This is a genomic window from Lentzea sp. CA-135723 (assembly GCF_050936595.1).
Lineage (GTDB): Bacteria > Actinomycetota > Actinomycetes > Mycobacteriales > Pseudonocardiaceae > Lentzea.
The window spans coordinates 3,176,273-3,189,362 of sequence record NZ_JBNJMK010000001.1 but is presented as its reverse complement, the minus strand read 5'-3'; the positions used below and the strand labels follow the sequence as shown (position 1 = coordinate 3,189,362).

The window sequence follows — 13,090 nt, the reverse complement described above, 5'->3', positions numbered from 1 at the left end:
GTCCGATGTACACCGCTGCCGCAGGCTCGTTCGCCACCGACCACACCGCCGGCGTTCCGGACGCCGACGTGTACCGCTCCCTGCTCGAACGCTCCGGGCTCTGCCTCGCCCGCCTCGACCTCCAGCTGCGCGTGGTCGAGGCGAACGACGACTTCGTGAAGCAGTTCGGCCACTCCCGCGAGTCGCTGCTCGGCACCAGCTTCTACGAGCTGCTGCACCCTGGCGTGCACGGCCCGATGCGCAAGCAGTTCGACCGCCTCGTCGAGGGCCACCGCCAGCGCTTCGTCGAGCACCTCGCCGCCATCGGCCCGCACCACGCCGTCTTCACCGGCGACATCACCGGCATCGCCGTCCACGACGTGCACGGCGACCTGGTGCAGTTCGTCGTCGTCGTGAACCCGGAGAAGGGCGAGCAGCCCAACGCCGTCGTGGTCGACCGCAACCGCATCCTCACCGAGCTCGACGCCCGCATCCTCGAGGGCATCGCCACCGGCGTCTCGACCGTGCGGCTCGCGTCGCGCCTCTTCCTGTCGCGGCAGGGCGTCGAGTACCACGTCGGCACCATGCTGAAGAAGCTCAAGGCCCCCAACCGCGCCGCGCTGGTGTCGCGCGCCTACAGCCTCGGCGTGCTGAGCGTCGCCAGCTGGCCGCCCGTGGTCTCCGCCGACTACATCAAGTAGCACGGACCCGGGTCGTAGCTCCTGCCGCACGTGGTCGCCAACGACGAGCTGACCGCGAGGGGTGACACGACCGGCGAACCGTCCGACCGCACCACCCTTGCCGGCGGCGCGATGCCGTGCCGCCCGGCACCACGTTCTTCACGACGGCGGATCGCGAGATCTTCGGGCACGCGGAGACGGCCGGGAGGGCAGACCTCCCGGCCGTCTCCGTCTGGCAGGGGAGACCCCCGTCCGAGGACCTCCCCGCGACTCGGGCGGGTCAGCGCTGCGCGGGCACGGCGGGCATGCCCACGCGGACCCGCCGGGCGAGCTGGGCAGGGGCGGTGAGGAAGATGCTCTTGCGCTCGATCGCGATCCACCCGCGCTGCGCGAAGTCCGCGAGCGTCTTGTTGACGGTGTCGCGGCGCGCCCCGATGTACTGGCCGAGCTCCTCCTGGGTGAGGTCCTCGATCATCAACGGCGCGGTGCGGCGGTCCGCCGAGAACCGCCCTGCCAAGCGCAGCAACGCTTTCGCGATCCGTGCGGGGGCGTCCAGCTGCACCACGTCCATGCGCATCTGGTGCGACTCGCGCTGGCGGCGGGCGACGCAGCCCAGCAGCCGTTCGGTGATCTCCGGGCACAGCGCGAGCCACTTCGTGAGGTCGGCCCGTGCGATCCGGCCCGCCCGCACGTCGGTGATCGCGATGGTCGTCGACACCGACGGCGCCGCGTCGAACAGCGTCGGCTCCACCAGCAGGTCGCCCGCGCAGTGGAAGTCCAGCACCAGCTCGCGGCCGTCGGGGGAGGTGCAGCACGTCTTGGCCTTGCCCGACCGCAGCACGTACAGGTGCTCGGTGGGGGCACCGAGCCGCAGCAGCACGTCGCCGCGGCCGAACGCGACGGGTTCCAGCGCCTGCGCGAACTGGCGCCACGCCTCGTTCGACGGCGTGAGGATCGGCGGCCGCGCCGGGGCGAGCAGCTGGGGTGCCATGCGCCTGACGCTAGGGCGGGCGGGACTGGCGTACCGCTGGAGAACGCTGGGGATTTCCCCACTCCTCCCGCTGAAACCCTGCAGTGGTGCGAAGAAGGGAGCGCCCGTGCTGTTCGACGTCGAACGCCTGCTGCACGAGGAGTTCCTCGCCGTCTACCGCGCCGCCGCCGCGGCCGCTGACTGGGAGGACGTCGCCGTGACGGCCGCGCACCGCGCCGGAGCGCGGCTGCGGTCCGCGAAAGTCCCCGTCCCGCAGGTGGTGTCGGCCCTGCGGGCCACCGGCGGTGTGCTCACCGAGGCGATGCTGGCGGGCGGCGGTGACCCGCGTGCCGTCGCCGCCGCCGGAACCGCGGTGTCCGCCGAGCTGATGGCGGCGTTCTGCGTCGGTGACGACGGGCTGGCGGACGCCGTGCTCGCCGGTGACGCGCCGGACTCCGCCGCCGCGTCCTACACGGTCGTGTCGGTACGCGGAGCGTTGGCGGATCAGGTGGTAAACGCTTTCCGTCAGCGAGGGGCCGTGCTGCTGACGTCGTCAGGGCACCTGCTGCTGCCGCTCGCCGAACAGGCCGCGCTCGCCGCGTGCCAGGACGTCTGCCAGGAGCTCGGCGGCGAGGTGTGGCTGTGCGTCGCGGAACGGCCGGCGGCCCTCGTTCCCCTGGCGCGCAGGGAGGCCGACGAGATCGACGCGCTGGTGGCGTCGCTCGGGCGGCCGCCCGGCGTGTACCGGATCGACGACGTGCTGTTCGAGAGCGCGCTGACGGACACGCCGGAGGTGCGGGACGAACTGGACAGGGTGGTCGCGCCGCTGCTCGCGAACCCCGTTCTGGTGGACACGGTCCTGGCGCTGCTGGAGGCCGAGGGCAACCGCGCGGTAGCTGTCAAGAAGCTGTTCATCCACCGCAGCACCATCGACTACCGGCTCTGGCAGGTCGAACGGCTCACCGGACTCAACCCGGTCAACCCGCGTGACCTCGCCGTTCTCGGCACGGCGATCAGCACGAGCCGCGCGAACGCCTGGGGCTGAACGACTTCAGTCGATCTTGGGCGAATGTCAAGCCTCCCTCAAGCCCGCTGTGCGGCTCCAGGCGGTTCCCTAGCGTTCCGGTGGGACACCACGGCGACACCCGAGGAGGCGACGCGTGACCACCGTGCTGGACAGCGGGCTGCTGGGCGACGTGCTGCGGGACATCCTCAGCCCGTTCGACCTCCCCCCGATCGAGGACGTGGCGACCCGCAGGGAGCTCGCCGAAGCCCTGCTCTCCGGGCGGGACGACGGCAGCCGCGCCGGGCTGGCGCTCGCGTACGCGGTGGTCGCGTACTGCGCGTCCACAGAGGACACCGCGGACCTCGTCCTGGAAGCGTTGCGCGACAACCCCGACGCGCTCGTGCTCGACGGTGCGCGCGGCGGGTTCGTGCTGCTGCCGTGTGCGCAGGACGGCCAGGCCGCGCTCGCCCGCTCGCTGCACGACCGGGTCGGCGCGGACGTCTGGCTGGCCGTGGCCTGGGCGCCCCGGCGCGACCTCGCGGCCGCCCGCGCGACGGCGGAGGACGTCCTGCGCGTCGCGTCCGGCCGCGCGCCCGGCGTCTACGAGCTGCGGGACGTGCTGGCGGACTTCGCGGTGCTGCGCAGGCCGCACGTCGCCGCGCGGCTGGCCCGCGTGGTCGAACCGGTGGTGGCGCGACCGGGGCTGCTGGACGCGCTGCGGGCGTTCATCGCCGAGGACGGCAACCGCACGGCCGCGGCGCGCACGCTCGACATCCACCGCAGCACCCTCGACGACCGCCTGCGGCTGGTCGAACGGCTCACCGGCTGCCGTCCGACCTCACCGCGCGCGTTGCTCACGCTGAGCGTCGCGCTGACCGCCCACTCAGCGCCGCAGGTGCCGCTCCCGCGCGTTCACTGACCCTGGCGGGCCGCGACCTGCTCGCGCAGCCGGTCCTCCTGCGCCTGGATCTCCGGCGTCAGGGCGTCGCCGAACGCCTCCGGGCCGTGGATCTGGCGGATCTCGACCTCACCCTCGGAGAACGGCGCCTTCTTCAGCCACTCCACGGCGTCCTGCAGGCTCGGCAGCTCCCAGATCCAGAAGCCCGCGACGAGCTCCTTGGCCTCGGTGAACGGACCGTCGATGACCGTCGTCGAGCCCTTGCCGTCGAACGCGACCCGCGCGCCCTTCGCGCTCGGGTAGAGGCCGTCACCCGCGAGCATCACACCGGCCTTGACCAGCTCCTCGTTGTAGTTGCCCATCTCGGTGAGCTCCTCCGTCGTCGGCATCCTGCCGCTCTCGGAGTCCTCGTTGGCCTTGACGATCACCATGAACCGCATCTCGATCTCCTCACGTGTCCGGTGCGTTTCTACCCACGCGTCGATCGGGGTCCCCGCTGTTTCGACCGGCTTCCGCCGAATGTGACCGGGGTCACAGGGTTAGTGTTGAGGGCATGCGCGAAGACGTCGACTGGATCCTCGAGAACTGCCAGGTCTGGGCCGTCGTGGGGCTCTCGGACAACCCGTCCCGCGCGGCCCACGGCGTGGCGCGGTTCCTGCAGCAGCGCGGCAAGAAGATCGTGCCCGTGCACCCGGCCGCCGAGACCGTGCACGGTGAGCAGGGGTACGCGACGCTCGCCGACATCCCGTTCCCGGTCGACGTCGTGGACGTGTTCCGCCGTTCGGAGGACGCCGGGCAGTTCGCCGACGAGGCCGTCGCGATCGGTGCGAAGGCCGTGTGGTTCCAGCTCGGCGTGGTCGACGACGACGCGTACGCCCGCACCCGCGCGGCCGGGCTGCACATGGTGATGGACGTGTGTCCGGCGATTGAGTGGCGCTCCCGTTGAACGAGTAGCTAACCTTCTGGGGTCTTACCCGGACACCTGGGGGTTCTGGGGGACATCAGCCTGGGGGGCTTGATTTCGCATGCTCGTGGACATCACCGCCTTGCGGTCCGCCGACTCGCCGCGGCTGCGCGGCCACAACGACGACTTCGTCCGATCGCTGGCGTCATCCGGCGCCCACCTGCCGCCGATCGTGGTGCACCGCCCGACGATGAAGGTCGTCGACGGCACCCACCGCCTGAAGGCCGCCGTGCTGCGCGGCTGCCGCGCCGTCGAGGTCGAGTACGTCGACGGACCGGCGGAGGACGTGTTCGGCCTGTCCGTGTCGCTCAACCTCGCGACCCTCTCCACCGCCGACCGCGAGGCCGCCGCGCGCCGCCTGCTGCGCTCGCACCCGCAGTGGTCGGACCGCGCGATCGCCGCCGCCACCGGCCTCGCCGCCAAGTCCGTCGGGGTGCTGCGGCGCGCCGTGGGCGGGCAGGCGCCGGTGCGGGTGGGCCGCGACGGCAAGGTCCGGCCGGTGAACTCCGCCGCGGGCCGCCGGCTGGCGGGCCGGATGGCGGAGGAACGGCCCGACGCCTCGTTGCGCGACATCGCCCGCGCGGCCGGGGTGTCGCCGGGGACCGTGCGCGACGTGCGGCGGCGGCTGAGCCTGGGCCTCGACCCGGTGCCGGAGCGGATGCGGGCCGCCGAACGGGCCGAGGCCACGCTGCCCGCGGCGCGCGGCGACGTCCGGGACCCGGACGCCACGCTGCCGATCCTGCGCCGGGACCCGTCGTTGCGGTTCAACGAGCACGGCCGGCTGGTGCTGCGCTGGCTGGAGGCCCATGCCGTGTCGCAGGGGGAGTGGGCGACCGTCGTGTCCGGGGTGCCGTCGCACTGCCGCGAACTGGTGGCGGACATGGCCCGCGGGTGCGCCGAGGCGTGGGTGGAGATGGCGGAGGCGCTGGAACGCGAAGGGCGCGCGGCCGTCTGAGGCGTTCGCGCCGGACGGCGGGTTCCGGCCTCCGGGTGCTCCGGCGGCCGCCCGAGCACCCGAAACCGGGACACCGCTAGGCGAAGAGGATCTCGGCGATCTCGGCCGCCACCTCGCGGCCGGCCGCGGGACGCAAGCGGGACAACAGCTTGCTGAACGCCGTCAGGTCGATGTGGACGGTCGCGGACTGCACCTGGCGGATGTCGTCCAGCAGGTCGACCACGAGCCCGCAGGCGTGGTCGACCTCGCCCGCCGCCGCGTGGGCGAGGGCCCGGCGCAGGCCGAAGCGGGTGCGGGCGCGCAGGGCGTCGGGGGCGATGAGCGGCATCTGCGTGTCGAGGATGCCGGCGGCCTCCGCGTGGCGGCCGAGGTCGTGGAACGACCAGGCTCGGGCGATGGCCACCTGGTCGATGAGACTCGTTGTGCCGTAACGGGATTCGCTCACGGCGCGCTGGAGCTCGTCGGCGCGGTCGAGGGCGGCCTGGCAGCGGTCGGCGGCCCCGGCCAGCGCGTAGCCCTGCGCCTCCCTTTGCGCGGCCACGGCCTGCACGGCCGTCGAACGGGACTTGCCCGCCTTGCGGGCGAACGCCACCGTGGCGTGCGCGTCACCCCGGTACAGGGCGAACTCCGAGGCGCGGACGTAGGCGTAGGCCTCCAGGTCGGGGTCGCCGCCCTTGGACGCGTACTGGACGGCACGGCGGGTGAGCTCGGCCGCGGAGGCGTCGTCGCCGCGTTCCTGCTCCATCCAGCCCGCGTACTCGGCGTAGCGGGCGGCCAGCAGCCACAGGCCGCGGCCGAGGCCGGGGTCGTCGGCCGAGCGGGCCATGGAGCTCAGCACGTCCACTTGTGGACGAAGACTGGACAAAACCACGTCAGGGCTCAGCCGGTGGCCGAGCGCGCGGTGGTGGTCGAACATCGAGTCGAACGTGAGCAGCGTGGTGTGGTCACTGGGAATCGGGCGCGCGGGGGCGTCCGCGAGCTCGATCAGGTGACCGTCAGCCTGCAGGACGGAGTCGAAGAGCCTGGCCATTTCGGGATTCGGGTGAACCTGGCCGTTCTCGATCTTGCTGAGGTGTCCCTTGCTGTACGGTACGTGACCGGTCATCTGGCTGAGCGAGATCCCGCGCTCGTTGCGCAGGCGGCGAACCTCCTGGCCGAACGTGGGCGACAACGACTTCACCCCCCTCCCCCGGAAGTGTGGACGTGGACAAAGTTGCCAATGCCGAATGTCCACTTATTGGCCGGAGATTGACGATCAACTGGGGCTAACTGAACCGGTCGGCGATGGTTCCATGTGAGTCATGGTGATGACGCGGTCCGACGAGGCGGCTGGTGTGGTGATGGTCTGGCAGCGCTTGGCGACCAACGTGATCCACCGGTCGCCTTGGTTCGAGGTGCGCTCCGACAGCGTCGTGAGACCCGACGGCGGGCGGGACGTCTACACGCACGTGGTCGCGCCGGGATCGGTCACGATTCTCGCGCTGCGCGACGACGACGAGGTCGTGCTGACCCGGCAGTGGATCTACACGCACGGCGGCACGGAATGGCGGCTGCCCGGCGGCGCCGTCGACGAGGCGGACGCCGACCCGCTGGCCGCCGCCCGCCGCGAGCTCGCCGAGGAGACCGGGCTGCGCGCGGCGAAGTGGGAGTCGCTCGGCCAGATCCACGGCGCGGACAGCCTCAGCAACCACGTCGACCACATCTACCTGGCGACCGGTCTCACCCAGGGCGAACCGTCGCTCGAGCCGGGAGAGGCCGACCTGCGGGTCCGCACCATGCCGTTCTGCCACGCCCTCGACCTGGTCGCGCAGGGCGCGCTGCCGCACGCCGGCAGCTCGCACGCGCTGCTCGTGATGGCGTTGCGCCGCAAGAGCCTGCAATAAAGCGTTTCCGAGGGTTTCCACATTCGGCGTGAAACAGGAAACCCGTTCTCAATCTGCTGGCGGAAAGCCACTCTTGAGGCATCGGCGAGAACACAGCCGAAATGCCAGTCAGATTGAGGAGGTGAATTTCTCGATGAGAATGATCTGCTCTCTCGCCACCGTCATGAAGGTTGCCGCCATCTGCCTTTTCGTGGGATTCATGGTCGGTAGTGTCTTCATTGCAACGGTGATCTGACTCCATTTCGGACTGCGGTTCTCCCCCAGCCTTTCGAGGGAGGTGTCAGCCGTGGAACCGCACTTCTGCATCGAGATGATCTGATCAGCCGGACTAGTCCCGAGGGGTCCACTGCACGCCGTAACCCCTGCCCTGACGCGGATGAGGGAACATCACGTCGATCTCCCCGATCTCGTCCAGCGGCAAGGCCTGCGGCCAAGGGGACAGGTCGTCGGTGTCGCGCGCGAGGGCTTCCTCGACGCGCCACACCGCGTCCGGAAGGTCGTCCCGGTCGAACCGCACCCGCAACCGGAACGACTCGCACATCCGCTCCGGCCAGAACACGTAGGTCGGACGCATCGATTGTCCGCGCGGCACACGCACTTCCAGTGCGAACTGGTGCGTCTGCCCCGCGTTGAGGGGTCGGGGCAACCGCAGCTTCATCAGGAACCGCCGCGGCGAAGGACGTTCGTGGCCGATGAGCTCCACCCCGTGCAACACCTCCACGTCCAGGTCGCCTGGAGCGCCGTCGGGCGTGGGGGACGGGATCGTGATCGACCACGCGATCTCGTTGACACCGTCGGTGTCGGCCACCACGGTCCGGCGCTCCGTGCACGCGGGCGTCGGACCGTCCAGCTTGAGCAGCGCGTCGAACTCCTTGACGTGCCACAGCTCCGACGGCGCCACGTGCGTCGTCGAGGGGGCCGGCTGCAGCGCCACCTCCACCAGGCGCTGCAGTCCGGCGTCCATCCGCCGCCGGACCGTGCGCGCGCCCCTGTCCTGCTGCTTCGCGAGCCATTCGATGCGTTCGTTGAGGAACCGGAACTGCGCGTCGTCGTGCAGCCCGAGCGGCGCCAGCACCGCGTTGCGGACCTCGACGGGGAAAGCGCGCGCCGCGTTCGCGACCCAGTCGCGCAGCTTCTGCCGCACCGCCTCCGCGCCGTCCGACTCGACGATGCCGCACACCTGGCGCAACGCCGGTCCGACGTGCAAGTCGATACCGGGCGTCTGGACACCGCGCCCCCGGCACAGGGTGCGCAGTTCTTCCATCAGCTGCTCAGGTGCGACAGACATCCGTCCTCCGCGCGGAAATGCTTTGCCGGGCATGTCGGGCTTACCTGATCGGACGTTACTCCGGATGCACCATCCAGGTGAACGTGTTCGGTGGCGGGCGAACGAATTCTGCTACACCGGCGGACAAGATGATCACCGCCGAACGACTGATGTCCTGACCAGGCCTTTACCGGTAACGTGCTGGTCACGGGCGGTGACTCCCTCCGGTCTCCGCCACCCCTGCCGATGGAGGTTTTCTTAGTGCTGCGCACAATATTGTCTGTTGCGACGGCGTTCACGCTGGTCAGCGGCGTTCCTGCAGTCGCCGCACCAGCGGAGAGCGCTTACCTGCTCCAGTTCCGCACGACCCTGTCCGACGGCCAGCGGCACCAGCTGCAGGGCCTCGGCGTGCGGCTCGGGGCGTTCGTGGAGAACGGCACCTACCTCGCCCGCATGACGAGCACCACGCGCGTCTCGCGGCTGAGCTACGTGCGCGAGGTGCGGCCGTTCCAGGCCCAGCCGCAGATCATGGCGCTCGGTTCCGCCGACTACCTGATCACGCTGGTGCAGCAGGACGCACGCGACCAGCAGGTCGTCGCCGACGAGGTGAAGTCCCTGGGCGGCAAGATGAACACCATCTCCGCCAGCCGTGAGCACATCCTCGCGAACCTGGACGCGGGGCAGGCGGCGCAGCTCGCGAAGCTGCCCGCCGTGGCCGCGATCGACCCGACGTCCGCGCCCGAGACCGACATGGCGATCTCGCGCGAGTCGTCCGGCGCCAACTACATCGAGAGCGTCGGCAACTACCGGGGCCAGGGCGTGCGGGGCGAGGTGATGGACGGCGGCCTGCGCACCACGCACCAGGAGTTCCGCGCGCGTCCGCCGGTCATGCACACCGGCAACTCGGCGAGCACCTCGCACGGCACGTCGACGTACGGGCAGATCTTCGCGTCCGGCGTCTCGTCCGCGCACCGCGGTCTGCTGCCCGAGGCGCAGGGCATCTTCGCGATCTACGGCTCCGGCGACCGCTACACGCACACCAAGCAGCTCGTCGACCCGGCGGGCCAGTACCGCGCGGTGTTCCAGTCCAACAGCTGGGGTGACGCGCTCACCACGTCGTACACCTCGATCTCGCAGCAGATGGACCGGATCGTGTTCGACCACGACATCCTGATCTGCCAGTCGCAGAGCAACGCGGGCACGCGGAGCTCGCGGCCGCAGGCGTGGGCGAAGAACGTGCTGTCCGTCGGCGGGCACTACCACTACAACACGCTCGACCGCGCCGACGACAAGTGGAACGGCGGCGCGTCGATCGGCCCCGCCGCCGACGGCCGCATCAAGCCGGAGATCTCCAACTACTACGACCGCATCGACACCACGACGTCCACCAACGACACGGCGTACACGACGTCGTTCGGCGGCACGTCCGGCGCCACGCCGATCACCTGCGGCAACGCCGGTCTGATGTTCCAGATGTGGGCGGACGGCGTGTTCGACGGCGGCCCCGGCAAGGGCCGTGACGTGTTCACGGCGCGTCCGCACGCGGCGACCGCGAAGGCGTTGCTCGTCAACACCGCCAACCAGCACACGTTCTCCGGCACCACGCACGACCAGACGCGCACGCACCAGGGTTGGGGCACCGCGTCCGTCCGCAACATGTACGACCGTGCGAAGGCCGGCGGCTGGAAGCTGCCCGTGCTGGTGAACGAGACCGACCTGCTCACGACCGGTCAGTCGCGCAAGTACACGTTCACGTCCAACGGCCAGACGCCGTTGCGCGCGACTTTGGCCTACACGGACCCGGCCGGTTCGCCGACCGCGGCCAAGGCCACCGTCAACGACCTGACGCTGAAGGTCACCGCCCCCAACGGCACCGTCTACTGGGGCAACAACGGCCTGCTGGCCGGCAACTACTCCACCGCCGGCGGCGCCGCGAACACCGTCGACACCGTGGAGAACGTGCTGCTCCAGACGACCGCCGCGGGCACCTGGACGATCGAGGTGATCGCGACCGCCGTCAACGTGGACGGTCACGTCGAGACGGCCGCGACCGACGCCGACTACGCGCTGGTCGTGTCGTAGTTTCCTGAAAGCGGCTGTTATTCGAACCGTGCCGGGTCGCCCGCGCCGTAGCGGATGATCTCGGCCTCGCCGCTGGAGAAGTCCACCACCGTGGTGGGCGTGGTGCCGCACTCCCCGGAGTCGATCACCGCGTCCACCACGTGGTCGAGGCGTTCCTTGATCTCCCAGCCGTCGATCAGCGGCTCCGCCTCGTCGGGCAGCAGCAGCGTCGACGTGAGCAGCGGCTCACCCATCGCCTCGAGCAGCGCCTGCGTGACGACGTGGTCGGGGATGCGCGCGCCCACCGTCTTCTTCTTCGGGTGCATCATGCGGCGCGGCACCTCCTTCGTCGCGGGCAGGATGAACGTGTAGTTGCCCGGCGTGGAGGCCTTGATCGAGCGGAACACCGCGTTGTCCACCACCACGAACTGGCCGAGCTGCGCGAAGTTCTCGCACATCAGCGTGAAGTGGTGCTTGTCGTCGAGCTTGCGGATCTCCCGGATGCGGTCGATGCCGTCCTTGTTGCCCAGCCGGCAGCCGAGCGCGTAGCAGGAGTCGGTCGGGTACGCGATCAGGCCGTCCTCCTGCAGGATCCGCACGGCCTGGTCGATGGCGCGCTTCTGCGGGTTGACCGGGTGGACGTCGAGGTACTTGGCCATGACCCGGCAGCTTAGGCCGATCATCCGGGGGCCGGCATTTCGGCTGGCCGACGTTGCTAACCTGGGACGACTTCTTCCACCCCGGTTATGGAGACCCCCAGCGATGCTCGACCGTGCCGTCGTCGACGCCCTGTTCCCCTCGGACCTGCCTGAGCCGTCCTTCTGGGAGGAGCAGTACCCGCCCCGCGGGCTGGCTGAAGGCGCGAAGGTCGTCCGCCTGGGCCCGTCGCCGACCGGGTTCCTGCACATCGGCGGCCTCTACGTGGGCTCGATCGACCGCGACATCGCCACCCACTCGGGCGGCTCGTACATCGTGCGCGTCGAGGACACCGACCAGGCGCGCGAGGTTCCCGGCGCCGTCGAGCAGTTCAACAAGGCGTTCGCGTACTTCGGCATCGAGCCCGACGAGGCCGACTCCGTGGGCGCGTACGGCCCGTACCACCAGTCGCAGCGCGAGCAGATCTACCTGACCTACGTGCGCGAGCTGCTGCGCTCCGGCCACGCCTACCTGTGCTTCGCGACGAAGGAAGAGCTCGCGGACATCACCGCGCGCCAGCAGGCCACCAAGCTCCCGACCGGCTACTACGGCCGCTGGGCGATCTGGCGCGACAAGACGGCGGAGGACGTCGCCGAGGCTCTGGAGGCGGGCCGCCCGTACGTCGTCCGCTTCCGCTCGCCGGGCAAGGCGGGGGAGCGCACGTCGTTCGTGGACGCCATCCGCGGCACTTTGGAGCACGAGGCCAACCGCAACGACGTGGTCATCCTCAAGGCCTCCGACCAGTCCCCGCGCCTGCCCACGTACCACTTCGCGCACGCCGTCGACGACCACCTGATGCGCGTGAACCTGGTGATCCGCGGCGAGGAGTGGATCTCCTCCGTCCCGACCCACCTGCAGCTCTTCGACGCCCTGGGCTTCGAGCGGGTCGAGTACGCCCACATCGCGCCGCTGATGAAGCAGCAGGGCGGCTCCCGCCGCAAGCTCTCGAAGCGCAAGGACCCGGAAGCCTCCGTCGAGTTCTTCATCGAGGCGGGCTTCCCGGCCGAGGCCGTCCAGTACTACCTGCGCGGCCTGGTGAACGCCCGCCTGGCCGACATGCCCCTGGCCGAGGCCCTGCAGGCGCCGATCAACCTCGCCGAGTGCGGCGTGGCGGGCCCGCTGGTAGACCTCGTGAAGCTCGACGACATCTGCGCCGACTACGTCGCCACCCTCTCCGGCGAGGAGATCATCGAGCGCGTCTCGGCGTGGGCCGCGACCTACGACCAGGAACTGGTGACCGTTCTCGCCGGCGAGCGGGACGCGGCCCTGGCGGCGCTGAAGGTCGAACGCGGCCCGGAGGTCGCGAACCCGCGCAAGGACCTCCGCAAGTGGTCCGACTTCCGCACCGCCTACGGCTTCTTCTTCCCGTCGCTCTTCCCGCTCGTCTCCGACAAGGCCGACGAGCGCCTCGGCGGCCTCGCCCCCGAACTCATCGCCGCCTTCACCGCCGACTTCGCCGACGGCTACGCCGACCTCGAAGACGGCCAGGAGTGGTTCGGCCAGATCCGGGAGCTCGCCGCCAAGCACGGCTTCGCCCCGAACCCGAAGGAACTGAAGAAGAACCCGGACGCCTACCCGGGCTCGATCCGCGAGGCAGCACAACTGATCCGCGTGGCCCTCACCGGTTCGAAGGCGAGCCCGGACCTGCACGCCGTGGCCCGCACCCTGGGCACCGACGAGGTCCTCCGCCGAGTGCGAGCCCTGGCAGGCTGACCACCCCCGCAACGGCCC

13 protein-coding genes are annotated in these 13,090 nt (G+C 70.5%); 8 read left to right on the top strand and 5 right to left on the bottom strand.

The window, feature by feature from the left end; translation table 11 throughout:
• Window positions 1–5 precede the first annotated feature (5 nt).
• Window positions 6–680, top strand: a complete 675-nt coding sequence (locus ACQEU1_RS13675) for a PAS domain-containing protein (RefSeq protein ID WP_433200302.1) — start codon at window positions 6–8, stop codon at window positions 678–680.
• Window positions 681–939: 259 nt separating this feature from the next.
• On the opposite strand, the gene ACQEU1_RS13670 is transcribed toward ACQEU1_RS13675, so the two are convergent.
• Entirely contained in the window at window positions 940–1,650 is a 711-nt protein-coding gene (locus ACQEU1_RS13670; protein WP_433200299.1) for a Crp/Fnr family transcriptional regulator, read from the bottom strand.
• 106 nt (window positions 1,651–1,756) lie between these two features.
• Between ACQEU1_RS13670 and ACQEU1_RS13665 the strand changes: the two genes are divergently transcribed.
• Together ACQEU1_RS13665 and ACQEU1_RS13660 are read left to right on the top strand one after the other, a co-directional pair.
• A complete protein-coding gene (locus ACQEU1_RS13665; protein WP_433200296.1) occupies window positions 1,757–2,674 on the top strand; it encodes a PucR family transcriptional regulator in 918 nt (305 codons plus the stop codon).
• Between the two features lie 115 nt (window positions 2,675–2,789).
• Window positions 2,790–3,554: a PucR family transcriptional regulator gene (locus tag ACQEU1_RS13660; protein ID WP_433200293.1), complete on the top strand. Its 765-nt coding sequence runs from the start codon at window positions 2,790–2,792 to the stop codon at window positions 3,552–3,554.
• On the opposite strand, the gene ACQEU1_RS13655 is transcribed toward ACQEU1_RS13660, so the two are convergent.
• Window positions 3,548–3,973: a YciI family protein gene (locus ACQEU1_RS13655; RefSeq protein WP_433200290.1), complete on the bottom strand. Its 426-nt coding sequence runs from the start codon at window positions 3,971–3,973 to the stop codon at window positions 3,548–3,550. The genes ACQEU1_RS13660 and ACQEU1_RS13655 overlap by 7 nt on opposite strands.
• 113 nt (window positions 3,974–4,086) lie before the next feature.
• Here ACQEU1_RS13655 and ACQEU1_RS13650 point away from each other — a divergent pair, with 113 nt between their 5' ends.
• Entirely contained in the window at window positions 4,087–4,479 is a 393-nt protein-coding gene (locus ACQEU1_RS13650; protein ID WP_433200287.1) for a CoA-binding protein, read from the top strand.
• A 79-nt stretch (window positions 4,480–4,558) separates the two neighbouring features.
• The gene (locus tag ACQEU1_RS13645; protein ID WP_433200284.1) at window positions 4,559–5,452 is read left to right on the top strand and encodes a ParB/RepB/Spo0J family partition protein; all 894 of its coding nucleotides are present in this window, start codon (window positions 4,559–4,561) and stop codon (window positions 5,450–5,452) included.
• A 76-nt stretch (window positions 5,453–5,528) separates the two neighbouring features.
• On the opposite strand, the gene ACQEU1_RS13640 is transcribed toward ACQEU1_RS13645, so the two are convergent.
• A complete protein-coding gene (locus ACQEU1_RS13640) occupies window positions 5,529–6,632 on the bottom strand; it encodes a helix-turn-helix domain-containing protein (protein WP_433200281.1) in 1,104 nt (367 codons plus the stop codon).
• A 121-nt stretch (window positions 6,633–6,753) separates the two neighbouring features.
• Here ACQEU1_RS13640 and ACQEU1_RS13635 point away from each other — a divergent pair, with 121 nt between their 5' ends.
• Complete coding sequence (locus ACQEU1_RS13635) at window positions 6,754–7,335, top strand: NUDIX domain-containing protein (protein ID WP_433200278.1); 582 nt, start codon at window positions 6,754–6,756, stop codon at window positions 7,333–7,335.
• 328 nt (window positions 7,336–7,663) lie between these two features.
• Here ACQEU1_RS13635 and ACQEU1_RS13630 read toward each other — a convergent pair whose 3' ends face one another.
• Window positions 7,664–8,623, bottom strand: a complete 960-nt coding sequence (locus tag ACQEU1_RS13630) for a hypothetical protein (RefSeq protein WP_433200275.1) — start codon at window positions 8,621–8,623, stop codon at window positions 7,664–7,666.
• A 240-nt stretch (window positions 8,624–8,863) separates the two neighbouring features.
• Between ACQEU1_RS13630 and ACQEU1_RS13625 the strand changes: the two genes are divergently transcribed.
• Window positions 8,864–10,684, top strand: coding sequence for a S8 family serine peptidase (locus tag ACQEU1_RS13625; RefSeq protein WP_433200272.1), 1,821 nt, complete (start codon window positions 8,864–8,866; stop codon window positions 10,682–10,684).
• Between the two features lie 17 nt (window positions 10,685–10,701).
• On the opposite strand, the gene ACQEU1_RS13620 is transcribed toward ACQEU1_RS13625, so the two are convergent.
• Window positions 10,702–11,322, bottom strand: coding sequence for an L-threonylcarbamoyladenylate synthase (locus tag ACQEU1_RS13620; RefSeq protein ID WP_433200269.1), 621 nt, complete (start codon window positions 11,320–11,322; stop codon window positions 10,702–10,704).
• A gap of 103 nt (window positions 11,323–11,425) precedes the next feature.
• Here ACQEU1_RS13620 and ACQEU1_RS13615 point away from each other — a divergent pair, with 103 nt between their 5' ends.
• Window positions 11,426–13,072 carry a glutamate--tRNA ligase gene (locus ACQEU1_RS13615; RefSeq protein WP_433200266.1) on the top strand — a complete coding sequence of 549 codons (1,647 nt, stop codon included), beginning with the start codon at window positions 11,426–11,428 and terminating at the stop codon, window positions 13,070–13,072.
• The last annotated feature ends 18 nt before the right edge of the window (window positions 13,073–13,090 follow it).

What these genes read in the sequence shown, in the direction of transcription:
- ACQEU1_RS13655 (WP_433200290.1), bottom strand. Translation starts at nt 3,973, where the DNA reads ATGCGGTTCATGGTGATCGTCAAGGCCAACGAGGACTCCGAGAGCGGC.
- ACQEU1_RS13670 (WP_433200299.1), bottom strand. Translation starts at nt 1,650, where the DNA reads ATGGCACCCCAGCTGCTCGCCCCGGCGCGGCCGCCGATCCTCACGCCG.
- ACQEU1_RS13620 (WP_433200269.1), bottom strand. Translation starts at nt 11,322, where the DNA reads ATGGCCAAGTACCTCGACGTCCACCCGGTCAACCCGCAGAAGCGCGCC.
- ACQEU1_RS13630 (WP_433200275.1), bottom strand. Translation starts at nt 8,623, where the DNA reads ATGTCTGTCGCACCTGAGCAGCTGATGGAAGAACTGCGCACCCTGTGC.
- ACQEU1_RS13650 (WP_433200287.1), top strand. Translation starts at nt 4,087, where the DNA reads ATGCGCGAAGACGTCGACTGGATCCTCGAGAACTGCCAGGTCTGGGCC.
- ACQEU1_RS13675 (WP_433200302.1), top strand. Translation starts at nt 6, where the DNA reads ATGTACACCGCTGCCGCAGGCTCGTTCGCCACCGACCACACCGCCGGC.
- ACQEU1_RS13615 (WP_433200266.1), top strand. Translation starts at nt 11,426, where the DNA reads ATGCTCGACCGTGCCGTCGTCGACGCCCTGTTCCCCTCGGACCTGCCT.
- ACQEU1_RS13645 (WP_433200284.1), top strand. Translation starts at nt 4,559, where the DNA reads ATGCTCGTGGACATCACCGCCTTGCGGTCCGCCGACTCGCCGCGGCTG.
- ACQEU1_RS13635 (WP_433200278.1), top strand. Translation starts at nt 6,754, where the DNA reads ATGGTGATGACGCGGTCCGACGAGGCGGCTGGTGTGGTGATGGTCTGG.